Origin of the sequence: Paraburkholderia sp. (assembly GCF_028283785.1) — a bacterium.
In the GTDB taxonomy this organism is placed as follows: domain Bacteria; phylum Pseudomonadota; class Gammaproteobacteria; order Burkholderiales; family Burkholderiaceae; genus Paraburkholderia.
This window is the reverse complement of the sequence record NZ_JAPWKB010000015.1, coordinates 91,176-110,088: the sequence shown is the minus strand read 5'-3', so window position 1 is coordinate 110,088 and position 18,913 is coordinate 91,176. Positions and strand designations below refer to the sequence as shown.

The 18,913-nt window shown below is 63.3% G+C and carries 16 protein-coding genes and 1 pseudogene; 5 read left to right on the top strand and 12 right to left on the bottom strand.

What is annotated here, in order from left to right; translation table 11 throughout:
• Positions 1–9: 9 nt before the first annotated feature.
• Positions 10–1,402 (top strand): annotated as a pseudogene (locus PW947_RS18450) (NAD(P)(+) transhydrogenase (Re/Si-specific) subunit beta).
• Between the two features lie 68 nt (positions 1,403–1,470).
• Positions 1,471–2,484: a 2-dehydropantoate 2-reductase gene (locus PW947_RS18445; RefSeq protein ID WP_299633800.1), complete on the top strand. Its 1,014-nt coding sequence runs from the start codon at positions 1,471–1,473 to the stop codon at positions 2,482–2,484.
• Between the two features lie 45 nt (positions 2,485–2,529).
• Here PW947_RS18445 and PW947_RS18440 read toward each other — a convergent pair whose 3' ends face one another.
• From PW947_RS18440 to PW947_RS18430, 3 genes are all read right to left on the bottom strand, one after another.
• Positions 2,530–2,847, bottom strand: a complete 318-nt coding sequence (locus PW947_RS18440) for a hypothetical protein (protein WP_299633799.1) — start codon at positions 2,845–2,847, stop codon at positions 2,530–2,532.
• 42 nt (positions 2,848–2,889) lie between these two features.
• Positions 2,890–4,440, bottom strand: coding sequence for a glycogen synthase GlgA (glgA, locus tag PW947_RS18435; RefSeq protein ID WP_299633798.1), 1,551 nt, complete (start codon positions 4,438–4,440; stop codon positions 2,890–2,892).
• Positions 4,441–4,877: 437 nt separating this feature from the next.
• The gene (locus tag PW947_RS18430; RefSeq protein ID WP_299633797.1) at positions 4,878–5,102 is read right to left on the bottom strand and encodes a hypothetical protein; all 225 of its coding nucleotides are present in this window, start codon (positions 5,100–5,102) and stop codon (positions 4,878–4,880) included.
• Positions 5,103–5,392: 290 nt separating this feature from the next.
• On the opposite strand from PW947_RS18430, the gene PW947_RS18425 reads away from it, so the two are divergent.
• Complete coding sequence (locus PW947_RS18425) at positions 5,393–6,256, top strand: LysR family transcriptional regulator (protein ID WP_299633796.1); 864 nt, start codon at positions 5,393–5,395, stop codon at positions 6,254–6,256.
• Between the two features lies 1 nt (position 6,257).
• Here the strand turns inward: PW947_RS18425 and PW947_RS18420 are convergent, their stop codons facing one another.
• A complete protein-coding gene (locus PW947_RS18420) occupies positions 6,258–7,118 on the bottom strand; it encodes a PhzF family phenazine biosynthesis protein (protein WP_299633795.1) in 861 nt (286 codons plus the stop codon).
• Between the two features lie 302 nt (positions 7,119–7,420).
• On the opposite strand from PW947_RS18420, the gene PW947_RS18415 reads away from it, so the two are divergent.
• Entirely contained in the window at positions 7,421–8,044 is a 624-nt protein-coding gene (locus PW947_RS18415; RefSeq protein ID WP_299633794.1) for a hypothetical protein, read from the top strand.
• A gap of 51 nt (positions 8,045–8,095) precedes the next feature.
• Here the strand turns inward: PW947_RS18415 and sapR are convergent, their stop codons facing one another.
• From sapR to PW947_RS18390, 5 genes are all read right to left on the bottom strand, one after another.
• A complete protein-coding gene (sapR, locus tag PW947_RS18410; protein WP_299633793.1) occupies positions 8,096–8,986 on the bottom strand; it encodes a sap1 transcriptional regulator SapR in 891 nt (296 codons plus the stop codon).
• 136 nt (positions 8,987–9,122) lie between these two features.
• A complete protein-coding gene (locus PW947_RS18405; protein WP_299633792.1) occupies positions 9,123–10,325 on the bottom strand; it encodes a carotenoid 1,2-hydratase in 1,203 nt (400 codons plus the stop codon).
• Positions 10,325–12,904 carry an FtsX-like permease family protein gene (locus tag PW947_RS18400; protein ID WP_299633791.1) on the bottom strand — a complete coding sequence of 860 codons (2,580 nt, stop codon included), beginning with the start codon at positions 12,902–12,904 and terminating at the stop codon, positions 10,325–10,327. Before PW947_RS18400 ends, PW947_RS18405 begins: the two co-directional genes overlap by 1 nt.
• 1 nt (position 12,905) lies before the next feature.
• Positions 12,906–13,601 (bottom strand): ABC transporter ATP-binding protein, encoded by a 696-nt coding sequence (locus PW947_RS18395; protein WP_299633790.1) that lies wholly within the window; start codon positions 13,599–13,601, stop codon positions 12,906–12,908.
• A gap of 30 nt (positions 13,602–13,631) precedes the next feature.
• Positions 13,632–13,811, bottom strand: coding sequence for a hypothetical protein (locus PW947_RS18390; RefSeq protein WP_299633789.1), 180 nt, complete (start codon positions 13,809–13,811; stop codon positions 13,632–13,634).
• Positions 13,812–13,952: 141 nt separating this feature from the next.
• On the opposite strand from PW947_RS18390, the gene PW947_RS18385 reads away from it, so the two are divergent.
• Positions 13,953–15,062 carry an alkene reductase gene (locus PW947_RS18385; RefSeq protein WP_299633788.1) on the top strand — a complete coding sequence of 370 codons (1,110 nt, stop codon included), beginning with the start codon at positions 13,953–13,955 and terminating at the stop codon, positions 15,060–15,062.
• A 28-nt stretch (positions 15,063–15,090) separates the two neighbouring features.
• Here PW947_RS18385 and PW947_RS18380 read toward each other — a convergent pair whose 3' ends face one another.
• The 3 genes from PW947_RS18380 to PW947_RS18370 all read right to left on the bottom strand — a co-directional run bounded on the left by PW947_RS18380 (position 15,091) and on the right by PW947_RS18370 (position 18,907).
• Positions 15,091–16,068 carry a LysR family transcriptional regulator gene (locus PW947_RS18380; RefSeq protein ID WP_299633787.1) on the bottom strand — a complete coding sequence of 326 codons (978 nt, stop codon included), beginning with the start codon at positions 16,066–16,068 and terminating at the stop codon, positions 15,091–15,093.
• A 227-nt stretch (positions 16,069–16,295) separates the two neighbouring features.
• Complete coding sequence (locus PW947_RS18375; RefSeq protein WP_299633786.1) at positions 16,296–18,200, bottom strand: hypothetical protein; 1,905 nt, start codon at positions 18,198–18,200, stop codon at positions 16,296–16,298.
• 395 nt (positions 18,201–18,595) lie between these two features.
• Positions 18,596–18,907, bottom strand: coding sequence for a chaperone modulator CbpM (locus PW947_RS18370; protein ID WP_299633785.1), 312 nt, complete (start codon positions 18,905–18,907; stop codon positions 18,596–18,598).
• Positions 18,908–18,913: the final 6 nt, after the last annotated feature.

The window sequence follows — 18,913 nt, the reverse complement described above, 5'->3', positions numbered from 1 at the left end:
GGTGAATCCATGCTGAACGGAATTGGCAATATTGCTTACCTTGGCGCAGCCTCGCTGTTCATCCTCAGCTTGCGCGGCCTGAGTCATCCTGCCGAGCGCGCGGCGCGGCAACCTGTACGGCGTCGCGGGAATGGTGATCGCCATTATCGCGACGCTGCTGATCGCGCGCGGGGCGGGCTTCGAGATCGTGCTGGGCGCGGCGGTGGTCGGCGGCGGAGCCGGGGCGCTGCTGGCCAAACGCGTCGAGATGACGCAAATGCCGCAACTGGTCGCCGTGCTGCACAGCTTCGTCGGGCTCGCGGCTGTGCTGATCGGTTTCAACAACTACCTCGCACCGCCCGTACTGACCGACACGACGGAGATCGCGATTCACCAGTGCGAAATCTATCTGGGCGTGCTGATCGGCACGATCACCTTTGCCGGTTCGATCGTCGCGTTCCTGAAACTGCAAGGCACGCTGAGCGGCAAGCCGCTGATGATTCCCGGCCGTCACGCGTTGAATCTGGTGATCGTGTTCGCGTGCATCGCGCTCGGCTATCGCTTCATGACCGCGCCGACGCAAGCGGACGGCATCGTCGCGCTGATCGCGATGATCGTGCTGGCGATCGTGCTCGGCTTGCATCTGGTGATGGCGATCGGCGGCGCCGACATGCCGGTGGTGGTCTCGATGCTGAACAGCTATTCCGGCTGGGCGGCAGCGGCAACCGGTTTCATGCTCAACAACGATCTGCTGATCACGACAGGCGCGCTGGTGGGATCGAGCGGGGCGATTCTGAGTTACATCATGTGCCGCGCGATGAATCGCAGCTTTTTGTCGGTGATTCTGGGCGGCTTCGGCGCGACGACGGCAAGCAGTTCGGCCGCGATCGAAGGCGAAGTGATCGCGACGTCGATCGACGAAGTCTGCACGATTCTGCGCGAGGCTTCCGAAGTCATCATCGTGCCGGGTTACGGGATGGCGGTCGCCCAGGCGCAGACGACGATCAGCGAAATCACCCGCAAGCTGACCGGTCTCGGCGTGCGTGTGCGCTTCGGCATTCATCCGGTGGCGGGGCGTTTGCCGGGACATATGAACGTGCTGCTGGCCGAAGCGAAAGTACCGTACGACATCGTGCTCGAAATGGACGAGATCAACGAAGACTTCCACAACACCGACGTGGTGCTGGTGATCGGCGCGAACGACATCGTCAATCCGGGCGCGCTCGAAGATCCGGGCAGCCCGATTGCCGGCATGCCGGTGCTCGAAGTGTGGAAGGCGCGCACGGTCGTGGTGTCGAAACGGAGCATGGCGGCGGGCTATGCAGGTGTCGACAATCCGCTCTTTTACAAGGACAACACGCGAATGCTGTTCGGCGACGCGAAGGGCAGTGTCGATGCGTTGCTGAAGCAACTCGCCGCCTAGCGTGCGCAGCGCAGGCCATGCGCGCGCGGCGGCAGTCACCGGTTACATGATGACAGTGGAGTAGGCAAATGAAGATCTGTATTTATGGTGCAGGCGCGATCGGCGCTTACATGGGCGCGCAACTCGCGACGGGCGGAGCCGAAGTGAGTTTCGTCGCGCGTGGGCCGCATCTCGCCGCGATGCAGCGCAACGGCGTGCGGCTGCTGACCGACGAAGGCGAGCGCGTGATCAATCTTCGGTGCGCGTCGAACCCGGCGGACCTCGGTCCGCAAGACTACGTGATCATCGCGCTGAAGGCGCATTCGGTGCCGGGCGTGGTCGATTCCATGCAGCCCTTGCTCGGCCCCGAAACCGCGGTCGTCACGGCGGTGAACGGCATTCCGTACTGGTATTTCTACCAGCATGGCGGCGAGTTCGCCGGCACGACGCTCGACAGCATCGATCCGGGCGGCAAGCAATGGCGCGACCTCGGTCCCGAACGCGCGATCGGTTGCGTGCTGTATCCGGCGGCGGAAATCGTCGAGCCGGGCGTGATCCGTCACGTGTACGGCAAGAAGTTTCCGATCGGCGAGCCGAACGGCGAAACCACGCCGCGCATTCAGGCGCTGCACGATGCGATGGTCGCGGGCGGTCTCGAAGCGCCGATCCGCGACAATATCCGCGATGAAATATGGCTTAAATTATGGGGCAATCTGTGTCTGAACCCGATCAGCGCATTGACCCATGCCACGCTCGACGTCATCACCAGCAACGTCGGTACGCGTGACGTCGCACGCACGATGATGTCGGAAGCGAAGTCGGTGGCGGATCGTTTCGGCGTGCATTTTCGCGTCGATATCGAGCGTCGCATCGACGGCGCGGGTGCGGTCGGCGCACATAAAACCTCGATGCTTCAGGATCTCGAAGCGGGCCGTCCGATGGAAATCGACCCATTGCTGACGGTAGTTCAGGAGATGGCGCGGCTGGTCGGCCATCCCACACCAACCATCGACACCGTGCTGGCGCTGATCAAGTTGCGCGAAGGCGTTGCGCAGCATACGGCGGTGGCGGCGTCTGCACCGCTCAAAGCGCAGGCCGCCTGATCGCGGCCCGGACCGCCGTCGCGGCGGCCGGTTTGCGTGGGTGTTTCAACCGCGCTCACCCGCACGCTCGCGACGCAAGTCGCGCAGCGTGCGATGCGCGCTGATCGACGCAATGGCGGGAATGCCGAGCCCCAGGCTGAACGCGAGCACGTTTTTCAGCATGTCGGCGGCGGTGGCGAACAGTCCGGCGAATATCGGCCACGCCACGTACACCGTCAACGCGAGAATGATGACGGTAGCGGCCACGAGGCACAGGGTGATGGTATCGATCATGCCGGACTGATCGCCGTCGATGGCGGGCGAGTTCCACGTGCGGCGCGCAGCGTGGGTGGCATTCGTCGAGGCGGGAGTCGGGAGTTTCATTGTCGTGTCCTTTATGCGGTTCTTGCGTCGGGCAATGGCGATTCAACCTGCTGCCATTGCCGCGCGTTCATCGACGAACGTCGGCGTGTCGGGCGCGTCCACTTTTCTGCGGCGTGTCGTTGCCGGACGGGCATCCGTCAACGACGTGTAGAGCTTCGTATAGCGCGCGACCGGTACGGCCCAGCTCGAATCGCGCTGCATCGCATTGCGTTGCAACGCATGCCACAGCGACGGATTGCCGAACGCGGCAAGCGAGCGCTCCATTGCGCCGATCACACCGTCCACGGTTTCGCGTTCGAACAGAAAGCCGGTCGCCGCGCCGCTGCGGCCGAGGTCGAGCGAGTAGTCGGAAATCGTGTCCGCCAGACCGCCGACCCGCGACGCCACCGGCACCGTGCCGTAGCGCATTGCATACAGTTGCGTGAGGCCGCACGGTTCGAATCGGCTCGCGTGCAGCAGCATGTCGGCGCCCGCGTGCAGTCCGTGCGCGGCCGTCTCGTCATAGCCGATCTTCACCCCGACCCGGCCCGGCCACTGCGCGGCCAACGCGCGCATCTGCTGTTCGAGATGCGCTTCGCCCTGACCGAGAATCGCGAATTGCACCCGCGAATCGCGCGACAGCAAATGCGGAATCGCATCCGCGACCACATCGGCCATCTTCTGTTCGGTCAGTCGGCTGCCGATCGCGACCAGCGGCGCGAACGGCTCGCGCGCAAGGCCGAACGCGCGTTGCAATTCGCGCTTGCACGCGTGCTTCCCTGCGACGTTCTCAACCGAATACGAACGCGCGATCAACGGATCGGTGGCTGGATTCCATGCTGCTGTATTGATGCCGTTGGTGATTCCGGACAGGCGCGACGCGACCGAATGCAACACGCCTTCCATCCGGTGACCGAAGCGTTCGGTCAGGATTTCCCGCGCATAGCGTTCGCTGACCGTGGTGACCCGATCCGCGTGGACGATGCCCGCTTTCATCAGGCTGAGCGTGTCATAGAACTCGATGCTGCGATCGTCGAGCGGTGCCGGCACCAGCAGTTCCGGCGGCACGCCGATCCAGCCGCCCATCGCGCGCGGATAGTTGCCCTGAAAAGCGAGGTTATGAATCGTGAAGACGCTGCGCGCTTTCACGCCCGCGAGCTTCATGAAGAGCGGCGTCAAACCGGCGTGCCAGTCGTGCGCGTGGACGACGTCGGGCCGCTTGATGCCGCGCACGCCTTGCGCAATCCGCGCCGCAGCCGCAGCCAGCGACGCGAAACGCACCAGATTGTCGATATAGTCGCGGCCGTTTTCGTCGCGATACAGGCCGTCGCGTGCGAACAGATGATCCATTCGCAACAGCAACACGGGCACGCCCGTATCCGGCATATGCGCGCGAATCAGCACGCCGTCGCCGCCCGGCAAGCCCGACAGACGCGCGACCGGCGTGCCGCCGCCGATCTGTTCGAGTGCGGCCGGGTAGGCGGGCATCAGGATCGAGGTTTCGACGCCGGAATCGCGCAACGCGGCGCTGTATGCGCTGACCATGTCGCCGAGTCCGCCGCTTTTGGCGAGCGGCACGGCTTCCGATGCAACCATCAAGATGTTGAGCGGCAAGTAAGCACCTGAGCAGTAAGTCAACGAGGCAATTCGAGGAAGGCGGTCCGGCGCGAAACGAGCCTGCCGGAAGCGTCTGAGCAATGCGTGTGCCTACGCCGTGTAACGGGTGCGGGAGATTGCGTTAGCGGACTGCGAATCGATGACGTGCACGACGCCGCGCACGGTGGCGTGCGGTGCGGCGAGGGGGGCATCGGATAAACGGGGATGGGGATACGGATGCGCCGAAAGCCGTCAAAGTGCCCGCAACCGGGCGATGGCGGCCGATGCTGCGAGTGCAGCATGGCGTTTTTTACTCGCGTTGCAGCGTTGCGAGCCAACATTACAACGGTAGGGACGCGCGGCCCTCGATCCGGCTGACGCGCGTCAGCAGTGAAATTGCTGCAGTTGCAGCGATTGCAGCGATTATGGCGATGGTGGCGGCTACGCGGGGCGCTTCAACGCGCCGTGTCGGGCGCGCGAAAGCCGGGCTTCGCGACCGGCGGCCGGACCGACACGTCGACGCTTTCCGCTTCGATGTCCGCCGTGAGGCCGGCGAACCTGCCGTGATCCTGCGCGTGTTGCATCACGTCTTGCGGGATCGTGATCGCCAGCATGTACGTGGCAGCCGCGCCGGCGCCGATCAACGCGATCGCCATGATGATCATTGTGCCGACGTCCATTTCGATGCTCCTGCCATTAACGAAGAGTAAGTGTCTCGAAGGATAGCGACCGCAGCTTGCGAACAGCCTGCCATGCGTGTCGCCGCAACGCTCCAGCGCGCCACTCTCGAGCCTGACGGCCTGGAAAGTACCGCAACGTTGCTCCGATTTCATTTAAGCATTGCGTCGAGATGTCCGCAAATTAAACTTATTGCGTGTTCATAGCAAAAACTTTGATAATAAGTCGGCCGTTGATGTGCCCATTTCGTGCGGCATGTGCCGCGTGACGACTCTTCTGACGATGCGTTTCCATGGACATCGAACTCGCGCGCACGTTTCTTCAGGTCGCCAAGGCGGGCAGCCTGATTTCGGCCGCGGCGCAATTGCATGTGACGCAAACGGCCGTCACGGCGCGCATCAAGAATCTCGAATCGCTGCTGAATTGCCGGTTGTTCGAGCGCAATAAGGCCGGCGCGAAGCTCACCACCGACGGCGAGAAGTTTCTCGGCTATGCGAGCCAGCTGGTGCAAACCTGGGAAGCGGCGCGGCGCGATCTGCCTTTGCCGAGCGGCTACGACGACGTCTTCACGTTCGGCGCGGAAACCAGTCTCGCGAATCCGCTGGTCTTGAACTGGGCCGCGCGCTTGCGTCAGGAACTCGACGGTTATGCGATTCGCGCGGAGGTCGCGGACGGCGCGACGCTTCAGCAAAAAGTGCGCAGCGGTGTGCTCGATGCGGCGCTGGTGTACGGCCCGGAATATGTCGCGGGTATCCAGATCGAAGAGGTGGTCGAAGAGAAACTCGTGCAGGTTCGCACGGCGCAAAAGCGCGGTTCGTATGTGTACGTGGATTGGGGACCGGGCTTTCGCAAACAGCACGATATTGCGTTACCGGAGTACGCGAAATCGTCGTTGTATTTCAATCTCGGGCCGTTGGCGCTTCAATACATTCTTCAGTTCGGCGGCGCGGGTTATTTCCGGAACCGCGTGGTGCGAAGTTATCTGGAGCAGGGCGTGCTGGAGCGCGTCAGCGAAGCGCCCGAGTTTTCGTATCCGGTGTACGTGGTGTATCCACGTGCATCGTCGCGGGCGAGTTTGCATACCGCGCTGGCGGTATTACGGCGCGTCGTCAACGAAGACGTGGACTGGTCGCAGCGTTGGGATCTGCTGATCTGAGTTACACCGTCACCACGCCGCGTCCGATCTCGATCACGCGTCCACCCACCTCGATTGCGCCGTCGGCCTGAACCGAGAGCCGCAGCCGGCATGGCCGGTTGACCGCTTCGCCCTGATCGATGCGGTAAGCGGCGGGCAGCGCATGACCACGCGCGAGCAGCCAGCCACCCAGATTCGCGCATGCCGAACCCGTGCCCGGATCTTCCGCCACGCCGCCGCCTTGCATCGTGAAGAAATAGCGGGCAACCACCTGGCCGTCGCGCGACGGATCGAACGCGAAGACATACGCGGTTTTGCGACCGAGACTGCTTTGCGGCCACATTGCCATTCGCGCGTTATCGGGGACCGCGCGACGCACCGCATCGACGCTGTTCACCGCGATCAGCAACTGGTCCGCGCCGGTATCGACCCATATCGGCGCGCCGACCAGATCGTCCGCTTTCAAGCCGACGAGCGACGCGATGTCGGCATCCGCGAGACCGGCCGGCGCGGTCTTCGGTGCGCCGGAATGCGGCGCGGTGAAGGTCCAGATGTCGGCTTGCGCGGTGACCGGCACGACGCCCGCCTTGAATTCCAGCGACAGCGAATCGCCCGTCCCGGCGATATCGCGCACCACGTGCGCGGTGCCGAGCGTCGGGTGACCGGCAAAGCGCATTTCATAGCCGGGCGTGAAGATCCGCACGTGCGCGTCGGCCACATCGGACGGCAGGACGAAGGTCGTTTCGGACAGGTTGAACTGCAACGCGAGCGCCTGCATCGTCGCGTCGTCCATGCCGCGCGCGTCTTCGAATACGCACAACGGATTGCCGCCGAAAGTGGCTTCGGCGAACACGTTCAATAAACGGAAAGCGTATTGCGTCATGGTGTTTTTGCGTGAGTGCAGCGGTCGATGCGCGGCTTCGCGACCTGCGAAGTTTTACGCGAGAGCCTTCACTTTACCGATTGCCACCCCGTTTGTGATCCCCGTATCGCACTGAATTCACACGCTGCGGGTTTCGTCGTGTTGCGCCGTGTTGCGCGATCGCCTTCTGCCACCCCTCAAGTATTCCGCCGGAATGCCGTTGTCCCTTCTGTAGCCGATTCCATTTTCATGCTTTGCATGTCGTGCGGTGGGCAGACGCGTGCATTGGCGTCTGCTTGCGACGCCTTTTGCCTGAGGTCGCCATGCGGTCGTTCCGTTTTTCGCGTTTATCGCGTTTATCGCAGTTGTCGCGTTTATCGCTTTCGTTTGCACTGGCCGCATCGTTGATGATCGCGCCTGCTGCATCCCGGCTCGCCCACGCGAACGACGACACGAACAGCACGACGTCCAACGTCTCCACAACCGCAACCGCGACGGCAAACACGACCACGACCGCCTCGCAGGCGCTGACCACCTGGACCCAACGTCTGCACGACGCCAGCGTTCAGCAGGGACAGCCGGTGGTGCTGGTCGTGCATCTGGCGCGTGATTGCCTGTATTGCCGTCGCTGGCAAGCGACGTTCGGCGGCGAGGGCGATTTCAAAAAGTACGCGAAAACGCATCCTGACGTCAGGATGATCGTGATCGATCGCGCGACGCTTTCGCGTCCCGAAATCGCGGAAGACTATCCGGAAGAAGTGCGCTGGCTGTACTCGAAAAACGAACAGCACGACGCGTTGCAACCCGGCACGCCGTTGTTCGAAGTGTATGTCGCGCAAACGCCGGTATGGCGTTCGTACGGGATTGCATCGTGGGACACGGCGGTGATGCCCGCGGTCAAGGACCTCGATAATCGTCGCACGACGGCGGTTTCGTCGGTGAACTGAGCGGCGCTTCGGCCGTCGCGAACACAAAGCGGCGGCACGTCGCGGCATCCGCTAGAGATCGAACTGATCCAGTTCGCCTTGCAGCGCGCGATTTCGGGCGACCCGCGTATCGATCGTCGAGCCCAGCCGCTCGACCACCGCCGAAATCAGCAGATTGAACAGACACGTCAACGGCGCCAGCGAGTCCCAGAACTGGCTGACGTCGGTCTTGACCTGCAAGAGATCGCATTGCACTTCACGCGCCCACGGGCAGTAAATATCGGTGACGAGCGCGCAGCGTAAATTGCGTTGCGCGGCGGCTTCGACATAGCGGCGTGCAATGGCCGAATACGCGCGCGTGTCCGTGACGATCAGATACGGCGACTTGAATTCGGAGTTCAGCGAATCGACGTAAGAGCCGGACATGCCGTCCGAATAGAACACGCGCGGACGGATATATTCGAGGTAGCTGTAGAACGCATTGCTGATGCCGCGCGTGGACTGGATGCCGAGAATATAGACGGCGTCGGCCGACGAAATCTGGTCGGCGATGCGCGCGAACATCGGCGTTTTCGCCAGTTGATAGACGTGCTGGATCGCGTCGAGCTCCAGCGACAGCGACCGGTCGAGCGTCGTGTCGTCCGGTGCGCCCGAGCGTTCTGCTTCGCCCGCCGAGCCCGCACCCGACGCGCGGCGATAGGCGTCGAGCCGGTCGGTAATCAGCCACGGGCGCTGTTGCGCGCCGCGCAGTTCGCGCTTGAGATCGTCGAGATTGCGATAACCCACGCTACGCAAAAACCGGCCGACGGAAATGCCGCTCGTGCTGGTTTGCGCGGCGATCTCGCCTGCGGTTTCGAGTCCGAGGCGATCGAGATTGGCCAGCATATAGCTGGCGATTCGCTTGGATGTCGGCGTCAGTTCGGCGAACAGGGTTTCTACGGTTTCAGCGAAAGTAGCGGGCATTCGGTGTGCGTCAGATGAGTTGCATGTTATGGATTGCATCGTGCGTTTTGCATCGCGCATCGCGCATCGTGCTTCAGCGTGAAAAGCGGTCAGGCCGATGCGTGCCGGCAGGTTCTTTGGCGTGGTCGCAACCCGATCATTTTCCCCTGACGCCGATCGGTTTGTCATAGCCGGTCAGTTCCAGATAGCCGTGACCCACCGGTTGACCGGCCCGCGACACACGCACTGCGCCTTCCCAATACACGGCACCCGAGGTGCCGCGCGAATCGAGTTCCTGATCGTCCATCAACGGCGCGAGCGTCCACGTATCGTCACCCGTCCGTACCGACGATCCGACCGGATACGTGGTGCCGGTATGGGGCGAGCGCCAACGTTCGATCGGCGTAAAGCCGACCTTGTCCGGCCCGAACGATTGCATCTGGCCGCGCGGATCGCGAAGCACCGCATGCGACCAGATCACGCCGCCTTGCCGGCTTCTGACGACGAAGGCCATCAGCGCACTGCCGTCGTCGAGGTTGGCGCCCAACCAGTCCCAACCCGACGCATCCGGACTCAGCAAGGTGCTCGACCATTCATGGTCGAGCCATGCTTTTCCCGTGACGGCGGTGTCGACGCGTGCGTGTTGCGCGCCGTCACTGCCTGGGGTTTCGCGCGTCACGCTGCCGCTTACCGCGAGTTGCGGCTCGCTGTAGTAGTAGCTCGCCTGTGCCGCTAACGGCCCTTTCTGCGAATATCCGCGCTCGCCTTGCAGCAACACGGGTTGCGTCGGCGTGAACGTCAGCGCGAGCCTGAAGCGGCCCGCATCGGCATCGACGGTATAGCGGCCGTCAGGGTGACGCTTCATTGTCCATGTATCGAGCTTGAGATCGGTATCGCCGGTTTTTGCATAGGCGAGGCCGAAGCCTTGCCGCGCGATCCGTTGATCGTGCTGCAGATGGCCGGTGGCGGGATCGCTGAGCGCGGCGTGCGCAAAGATCAGTTGCGACGGCGCGAACGCGCCCGGATCGTGGCTGTCGTGTCCGGTCGCGGACCGGAAGAACGTGATCTGGAAACCGAGCGGCTTGTTGTCGGGCGTCGTCAGCCAGCCGGTCGCGTACCACCATTCGGTGCCGAACGACGGATGCGCACCCATGTCTTGCGGAAACACGAGCGGACGACCGCTTACCACCGCTTCGAACTTCGGTTCGGCCGGTTCGCTCGGTTCGCTCGGTTCGGCGGCGCTGGTTGCGATGGTTGCGATGGAAAGCCCGCATCCAAGCAGCATCCCGATCATCGCGGCGGATCGCGCGATCGTGCGCATCGTTGCGCGCTTCTGCGGTGTGTCCGGTACGTCCCGCATTACCAGTCCTCCTTGACGGCATGAACGGCGTCTTGCGACACCGCGCGACGACCGGCTATCACCGCCGTGGCCGACGACGACACCATCATCAGCGCCGCGACGATCGACAGAATGTGCCACGGAACATGCAGCGACATCGTCCAGTGAAACGACTGCGGATTGACGACGTAGACGAGGATCAACGCGATCGCGAACCCGAGCACGAAGCCGGTCAGCGTGCCTAACGCCGTCAGCAGCGCGCCTTCTTTCGCGAGCACGGCGAGCACCTGACGCCGCGTGACGCCGATATGGCGCAGCATCCCGAACTCCTTGGAACGCGCCAACGCCTGCGCGGAAAAAGTCGCCGCCACGCCGAACAATCCGATCACGATGGCGACGCCTTCGAGCAGATAAGTAATCGCAAAGCTCCGGTCGAAAATGGTCAACGTGCGTGCGCGAATGTCGCCGGATTGCGAGAATTCGAGGCTTGCGCCGAACGGTAGATGTCGAAGCGCCGACATCACGTTTTCCACCGTATTGTGCGGGGCGATCGTGATGGCGACGTCGGTGGCGACGGTGTCGCCTGTCAACCAGCGATAGTCGCTCAGACGCATCTGGATTGCGCCGGTTTGACGGGCGTAGTCGCGCCAGACGCCGGCAATCACGAACGGTCGATCATGCCCGCCGAACGGCAACGACAGCCGTTGACCGACGTGCATCCGGTAAAGATCGACGACGGCTTCCGAGATCCAGATCGGCGTTTCGTTTGGCGGGAACGCGGACGGCGGCAAGGTCGCGCCGGTCATCTGGAGATTCGCGCCTGGGTCGGCGGCGTCGATCTCGCGCGCGATCACCGCGAGCGGCGGCCGCGACGCGGATAAGGTCAGTGGCGAGAAACGCGAAAACGCGGCGCGTTGCACGCCTGGCGCATGCGCTATCGCGCTTTGCTGATCGGGTGTGAGGCCGCCGGTGTCGGCGCTCGACACGACGCGCGCATAGAGGTCGGCGGACAGAAGATGTTCGAGCCAGTCGGTCACGGATACGCGGAAACTCGCCACCATGATCGCCATCGCGACGATCAGCGCGAAGCTCGACAGCACGCCGCCCAGTGCAATCGACGCCTGGCCGGGCGCATTGCGAAGCCGTGCGATCGCGAGCGTGGACGTCACTCCGCGACGGGCGCGCGGCGATACCGTCGCCGCGCCGAACACGGTGGCTGTCACGCGCGGCATCCATGCAATCCCGCCGATCAGCAGAAACGCCACCGCGAGATAACCGAACAGCGGCATGTCGAAAACAGGCGGCAGACGCGTCATGATCGCCGCCGTCACGAGACACGCCAGCGCCGGCCAGCGCGCGCGCAGTTTCGTCAGCGCGCTTTCTTCGCTGCCCGCTTTGAGTGCGGCCGACGGCGGCGTGCGGGCGGCTTCGAGCGCGGGCGCGAGGCTGCCGAGCACCGACACCGCGAAGCCCGTCGCAAAGAAAATCGCGGTCGCAAGCGGCTCGAAATGCGCATGCGGCTGCACGCCCGGGAAGTAGCCACCGCCCAGATCGCTGCCGAAGAAGCGCAGCGCGACACTCGCCATGCCGTATCCGGCGGCCAGTCCGACCAGCGCGCCCACCGCGCCCAATACCGCGCCTTCGATCAACACCTGCCGCAATAACTCGCGTCGCGTGAAACCGAGCACGCGCAGCATCGCGAATTGCGAGCGCCGTCTGACGACGCTGAGCGCCTGCGTCGAAAACACCAGAAACGCGCCGGTAAACAACGCGACCAGCGCCAGCACGTTCATGTTGACGCGATACGCGCGGGATAGCTGGTCGGTGCGTGCGTCGATATCGTCGGGCGCGGATACCACGAGCGTGCCGCCGAGTTCGCGCTGCAAATCCGTCTTGAAGCGTTCGCGGTCGATGCCGCGCGCGAGTTGAAGATCGATTCGCGACAGCCGGCCGAGCCGGTGAAATCGCCATTGCGCGGCAGCGATATCCATCACCGCGACGCGCTGGCCCGGACGCGGCCGGACGATGCCGCCCGCCACGCGAAACCCGACCGTCGCGGTTCCGGAACGCAAAGCGAGTTCGCTGCCGGGATGCACGCCGAGCCAGGATTGCGCGGCAGCGGACAGGAAGATCGTGTCGCTCGCGAGCGTGTCGAGCGGGCGGTTGTCAGCGGGTACGCCGAGCAGGTCCGGCGCGATCTTCGCGGCGCGAAACACGTCGATACCGATCACGTTCAACGGTTCGCTCCTGCCCGGCACGGCGGCGTCGAAGCTCAGTACGGGACTCGCGGCGACCACGCCGTCGATCGTCGCGATCCGTGGATACCAGCTGTCGTCGAACGTGCTTTGGGTGCCGCGAATCTGCAGGTCCGCCTGGCCGGACAGACTTCGGGTCGCGGCGGAAAATTCGGTGAATGCCGCGCTATTGATCAGTTGCACCGCGTAGCCGAGCGCGACACCGAGCGCGATGGTGATCCATGCCACCACCGCGCGCCACGGATGGCTGCGCCATTCGCCGCCCAGCAGCCAGCGGCAGATCGTGCCGGACGCGGCCCGCTGGGCGCGCGCGCGAGACGGTCGTGATTGCGCGGATGCGGACATGTCACGTTTTCTCGAAGCGCTGGTCCGCATGCAGGCCGGATTCGCGCAGGATCAACACGCGATCCGCGACGGCGGCTGCGGCTTCCGAATGCGTGACCATGATCGTCGCCGCGCCGCGCGTCTTCGTTTCGCCGCGCAACAGCAACAGGATGTCGTGCGCGGTGTCGGGGTCGAGATTGCCGGTGGGTTCGTCGGCGAGGATCAGCGCCGGCTGGTGAACCAGCGCGCGCGCAATCGCGACACGCTGCATTTCACCGCCCGACAGTTGACGCGGGAAGTCGTCGTTGCGCCCGCCGAGCCCGACTGCGGCGAGCATCTGCGATGCGCGCGCGGCGGGCAGCGCGTTCAATAACAGCGGCAACGCGACATTCTGTTCAAGCGTCAGATGCGGCAGAACGTGAAACGCCTGAAACACGAAGCCGATTTTCCGGCGACGCAAGCGCGTCGCGTCATCGTCGTCGAGTTCGCTGATGGGTTGTCCGTCGATCAGGATATCGCCGCTATCGATCGAATCGAGCCCGGCGATCAGGTTCAGCAACGTGGATTTGCCGACGCCCGAATCGCCCATCACCGCGACGAATTCGCCGGGCAAGAGGACCAGATTCAGCCCGGCCAGGATGGTGCGTCGTGTGTCGTAACGCTTGCTGACCGCGCGGCATTCGAGCGCGGGCGAAGATCGGTCGGGGCGGCAAGGCATCGGAAAGGTCGGAGCGGGCGATGGATCATCTTAGCCGATCCGCTTGTGCGGCCGCTGGCGGCCCCGCAGCGCGTGCGTGTCCGCCGCGTTCGCCGCGCTGCCGATGATCGCGTCGGCACGCGTCGAAAAACAGTTATCGGCAATCGCGAACAATCGCCGCGCGCCGCGCAGCCCCGTGATTGCGGGCTTCCGGCGGATTGCGGACTGCACGGTCCGAAGTCTTCGGAGCGCCGCCCCGTTTTTTATCGCGGGTGGTGCCTATAGATTTGAGCCCAACGCCGGAACACGCAGCGCGCAACCGGCGACAGCCCTTTCGTTTATCCGATGACCCCGATTGCTGGAGAAACCACCATGACCACGCTTTTTACCCCTGTCAAAGTCGGCGCTTATGAATTCGCGCATCGCGTCGTGCTTGCTCCGCTCACGCGGATGCGTGCGGAAGACGGCGCACGTCCCGGCCCGTTGATGGCCGAATACTATGCGCAGCGCACGTCGCCCGGCGCATTGCTGATCAGCGAGGCGACCATCGCCGCGGCGAACGGCAACGGCTATCTCGGCGCGCCGGGACTCTACGACGACGACCAGATCGAAGGATGGCGTCAGGTGACCGACGCGGTGCATGCGAAGGGCGGCACGATCTTCCTGCAGCTCTATCACGCGGGGCGTCAGTCGAATGCCGAATTGCAACCGGATGGCGGCCGCCCGGTCGGACCGTCCGAAGTGCTGCATGGCGGTGTCGCGTACACGACGGCCGGATGGGTTCCGAACACGCCGAACCGCGCACTCGAAAACGGTGAAATCGCCGGGATTGTAGACAGCTTTCGCAGCGCGGCGGAACGTGGCGTGAAGGCCGGCTTCGACGGTATCGAACTGCATGCGGCAAACGGCTATCTGTTCGATCAGTTCCTGCAGGACGGCAGCAATACACGCACCGACAACTACGGCGGGTCGTTCGAGAATCGCGCGCGTCTGTTGCTGGATACGACGCGTGCCGTGATCTCCGTGTGGGGCAGCGACAAGGTCGCGGTGCGGCTCGGACCGAGCGGCTCGTGGGGCGATATGTCGGATAGCGATCCGGTCGGACTGTTCTCGTATGTGGCCGAACAACTGGCCACGTTAGACCTCGCGTATCTGCATCTGATCGAACCGCGTATCGCGGGGAATGTCGACGACGACAGCCGCAATCCGGCACCGGTCGCCGCGCAAATGATCCGCAAGCATTACGCCGGGACGATCATCGCCGCGGGCGGTTTCAAGCGCGAATCGGCGCAAGCGATCGTGTCCGACGGCGATGCGGATCTGGTCGCGTTCGGTCGCGACTTCATTGCGAACCCGGACTTGCCGGAACGGCTGCGTCGCGATCTTCCGTTGAACCGTTACGATCGGCCGACCTTCTTCGGCGGTACGGAAATCGGCTACACCGACTATCCGTTCTACGCGGATGAAAGCGCGCTCGTGTGAGTGCGAATCCAGCGTGCCGAATGGCGCGTCATCGTTCGACGACCGGAAACAGATAGGTGCTCATATAGTCGACGAAAGCACGCGCCTTGGGCGAGATTTGCCGGCTCGACGGCCATAGCGCGCGAAAGGTGTTGGGGCTGTCGAGATACGATTGAAGCACGGGCACCAGCGAGCCTTGCGCGAGTTGCCTGCGAATCGTGAAGTCCGGCACGCACGCGAGACCGATGCCCTGTTCGGCGAGCAAGGTGAGCGGCTCGACGGCGGTGGCGATCGCGATGGTCGGAAGCTCGATGTTCAGCGATTCGCCGTCACGAAACAGCGGCCAGTGGCGCAATTTTCCGGTCGCGAGAAAGCGATGCTGAAGGCACGCATGACGTTCGAGATGTTCGGGTTCGGTCGGCGTGCCGCGTTCGGCAAGATAGTCGGGCGAACCCACGATGATGTGCCGGTAGGTGCCCATCGCGCGGGTGACGAGTTGCGAATCGCTGACCTCGCCGGTGCGCATCACCACATCGAAACCCTCGTCGATCACATCGACCATCCGGTCGGAGAAGTCGATGTCCAGCATGATCTCCGGATACGCCTTCATAAACGCGCCGATGACCGGCATCATCAACGTCGCGACCATCGGCATGCCGACATGCAGACGGCCACGCGGCGCGGCATTCGCATGCGCGAGTTCGGTTTCGGCCGCTTCGATCTCCAGTGCGATGCGCTGGCACCGGGTGAGGAACGTCGCGCCTTCGGGCGTCAGTGCAATGCTGCGCGTGCTGCGGTGAAAAAGCCGCGCGCCGAGCCGCTTTTCGAGTCGCGAAATCGCTTTCCCCACCGCCGACGACGAAATGCCGAGTTGACGTCCCGCCTCGGTGAAACTGCGTGTTTCCGCCGCGCGCAGGAACACGTTCAACGAGCCGAACCGGTCTAGCGCGCCGGACGCATTCGCGGGCTCGCCGGCCGCCGTGGCGGTGACGGGCTTCATGCTATCTACCAGTTGCGACGACGCCATGAACGACTCCTGTTTCGCGCGCGGCAATACCGATGAGCGGCGGCGATTGCTGGAGTCAGCAGTATGCAACGTTCTGCGCGATCTTCGCGGGCACGACGTCCAGGCGAGCGCGAATCGTCCGTGAAGCGACGTGCGGGACGATGGCAAAAAAAACGGCCCGGCGAAAGGCCGGACCGCGTCGATGAAACAGAGAAAGCAGAGAAAGCAGGTGAGGTGGCCGAGCCGTGTCAGCCTGGTTGATATCCGACCGGTTGCGTGACGTGCCCGCTCGCGATCGACGCATTGGTCGACACGACGTACACCGGCGCTTCGGTCAAGGCCAGCGCGAGCGTGCCGTTGCTGTAGCTCATCGTCGTCGCGTTGCCCATCATGTCCACGACCTTGACGGTGCCGCTGGTGCCGGGCGCATCGACCGCGAGGCTGTACGACACGCTATACGTCGAGCTATAACCGCCGCTGGCACTCCAGACCGCATTGTTGTGCGTCCACAGCGCCGTCACGACCGCGCCGTTGTTCAGTTGACGGAATGCGTACGCATAGACACCGGACGGCGTGCCGTTGACGCGGCCGAGCGTATTGGTGCCGTCGAGCATCCGCGTCATCGCCGCGACTGCCATCGCGGCCGGCTTCGGGCTGATATTCGACGCGCCGAACTGGCCTTGCGGATGATCGAGATCGAAGAACGTGCCGTAGCCGACTTCATTCGGATAATCCGCACCGAAGAAGACCCACGTCTGATCGACGCCTTCGCCGAGCGTGATGATGTGCGTGCGCGCGACCAGCGCGCCCTGCGCAAACAACGTATTCGCCGACGGATAGTTCGCGCCGTAGGCCGCGCCACGGTCGTAGCTGATGCCCACTTCGGTGTTGAACAGCTTCAGGCCCGAGCGATAGTCGCTGGCCATTTCGCTGCGCAGCGCGCGCAACTGGCCCATCAGCGAATGCACTTCCGTCGATGCATCGGTTTCGAGGCGCTCCGGCGGCAACGACGGCGACGTGCCGAGATCGTAGTAACCGTGCGTCGTCACGCCGTCGATGTACTGGCCGAAACCGAGCGATGCGATGCGCTTCAGACGCGCCGTGGTGGCTTCAGGCGCGGTGTCGGTCGGGCCCATCACGACGGCTTGCGAATCCGTCGCGTGCAGCCCTTGATAGACCGTTTTGTAGAACGACACGAAAGCGGCATCGGTGCCTTTCCAGACCGCATCCGGTTCCCACGTCACCTGGTAGTAATTCGCCGACTGCTTCGGGAAATAGGTCGCGCGGATCGAACTGGATTCCTGGCCGACGCGGTTCATGTAGCTCTGGTAGTACGACAGGTTGGTCGGTGGCAGCGCATTGTCCTGGAACGCGCCGGTCGAACTCGCCCACGCCGGAATACCGTCGAGACGGATAAAGCGCATCACCGTGCCTTTCTTGAAGAACGCATCGAGATTGTCGGCGGTTGCGCTGAAGGTGTTGGCGCCGTTCGGTTCCATCGTGGCGAGCGAACGGTTGTCGAGTTGCCACGAAATACCGAGGTCGGCGAGCAGCGGTCCGTTGTCGGTTTCGCCCTGCATGCCGAAGCGGTGCTGGTCCTGATGCGAATACGTGACCGCAGGCACGACGCTGGCCAGATTGGGCAGGATGCCGAAGGTTGCGATGCCGGCCGGACGGGTGCCCGCGGAAGCGAGTTTTGCGCCGTTCTTTGCGAGTGTCGCCGTCGCCGAGAAGTAACCGGACAACGTCGATGTGCAGGTCAAGGTGCTGGTCTGCGCGCCCGACGCGACGGTTGTGCTGCCGCTGGCAACGACCTTTCCGACCTGATCCGAAACCGACCAGTTCAGCGTATCCGCCGCCGATGCATGCGTGACGAACACCAGCGGAAAATTACTGCCCGACGCGAACATGCGTGTGCCGTCGCTGCTCGGCGTGTCGGCGGAAATGACTGCGCTGCCGCTCGCCGTCGTGGCTTTCACCGGCGTGCCGCACGTCATCGTTCCCGAACTGCTGGCGGCATTCGATAGGGTGGTGCCGGTCGGCGTTTGCGCGGCCGCCGTGCTAACGGCGCTGGAACTGTCGCTGCCCGACCCGCCGCAACCGGCGAGCAATGCAACGACCAACGGAGACAGAGGAAGGAGGCAGGACTTCATTTGATGTACCAACGAAATGATGCGACCGGATACGCGGGCAGGGCGATGCGTTTGCGACTATGTCCCTACGTGATGGCGTTATCCGGTGCTACAGAAAATAGTTAGGTATACGACGGTATAGCGGCAAACGTTTGCGAGACTTTAGACGGTATCGCAAATTTTGAGAACAGAAAATTAATCGGATTTAACGCCGTTTTTTAGGGCCATAAAATCGCAATTGGAATGTCGATGCGTAACGATTCGCGCGATCGATCGCGTGAATCCAGCAGGCAAGGGGGCTGCGCCGCTAAAGGGTCTGTCCCGCGACCGCTTCGGCAGCGCAATCAGGCGATTCGCAAAACGTGTGGCGTAACCGACACGTCAAGCATTTTTTCGTGGCGTATGGCGGGTCGATGCTAACGCATGAAATGCGCAGCATTAAGTTGTGACTGGAGTGTGTCGATGCGATTCAATAACGTCAACGCAAGTGCCACGCCTTGACGATCCAGTTGAAAATCGTCGCGCAAACGGCGTGCGGTTCTGACCGTCACGATCGCATCGAGCCGGAATTCGCGGGGCTGCGCGTGATGGTCGGCCGGTGCGATCACGCCGGTTTCGATCAGGTCTTCGATCTCGTCGGCGGGCAGACCCGACGCGTCGATCAACGCTTCGATCCGGCAGCGGCCACGCTCATCCAGTGACACGCAATCGGTTATTTGCACGGTCATCACGTT

Coding starts and splice junctions, on each gene's coding strand:
- PW947_RS18385 (WP_299633788.1), top strand. CDS start 13,953: ATGACCACGCTTTTTACCCCTGTCAAAGTCGGCGCTTATGAATTCGCG.
- PW947_RS18430 (WP_299633797.1), bottom strand. CDS start 5,102: ATGGACGTCGGCACAATGATCATCATGGCGATCGCGTTGATCGGCGCC.
- PW947_RS18400 (WP_299633791.1), bottom strand. CDS start 12,904: ATGTCCGCATCCGCGCAATCACGACCGTCTCGCGCGCGCGCCCAGCGG.
- PW947_RS18425 (WP_299633796.1), top strand. CDS start 5,393: ATGGACATCGAACTCGCGCGCACGTTTCTTCAGGTCGCCAAGGCGGGC.
- PW947_RS18440 (WP_299633799.1), bottom strand. CDS start 2,847: ATGAAACTCCCGACTCCCGCCTCGACGAATGCCACCCACGCTGCGCGC.
- PW947_RS18375 (WP_299633786.1), bottom strand. CDS start 18,200: ATGAAGTCCTGCCTCCTTCCTCTGTCTCCGTTGGTCGTTGCATTGCTC.
- PW947_RS18380 (WP_299633787.1), bottom strand. CDS start 16,068: ATGGCGTCGTCGCAACTGGTAGATAGCATGAAGCCCGTCACCGCCACG.
- PW947_RS18395 (WP_299633790.1), bottom strand. CDS start 13,601: ATGCCTTGCCGCCCCGACCGATCTTCGCCCGCGCTCGAATGCCGCGCG.
- sapR (WP_299633793.1), bottom strand. CDS start 8,986: ATGCCCGCTACTTTCGCTGAAACCGTAGAAACCCTGTTCGCCGAACTG.
- PW947_RS18445 (WP_299633800.1), top strand. CDS start 1,471: ATGAAGATCTGTATTTATGGTGCAGGCGCGATCGGCGCTTACATGGGC.
- PW947_RS18420 (WP_299633795.1), bottom strand. CDS start 7,118: ATGACGCAATACGCTTTCCGTTTATTGAACGTGTTCGCCGAAGCCACT.
- PW947_RS18405 (WP_299633792.1), bottom strand. CDS start 10,325: ATGCGGGACGTACCGGACACACCGCAGAAGCGCGCAACGATGCGCACG.
- PW947_RS18415 (WP_299633794.1), top strand. CDS start 7,421: ATGCGGTCGTTCCGTTTTTCGCGTTTATCGCGTTTATCGCAGTTGTCG.
- PW947_RS18370 (WP_299633785.1), bottom strand. CDS start 18,907: ATGACCGTGCAAATAACCGATTGCGTGTCACTGGATGAGCGTGGCCGC.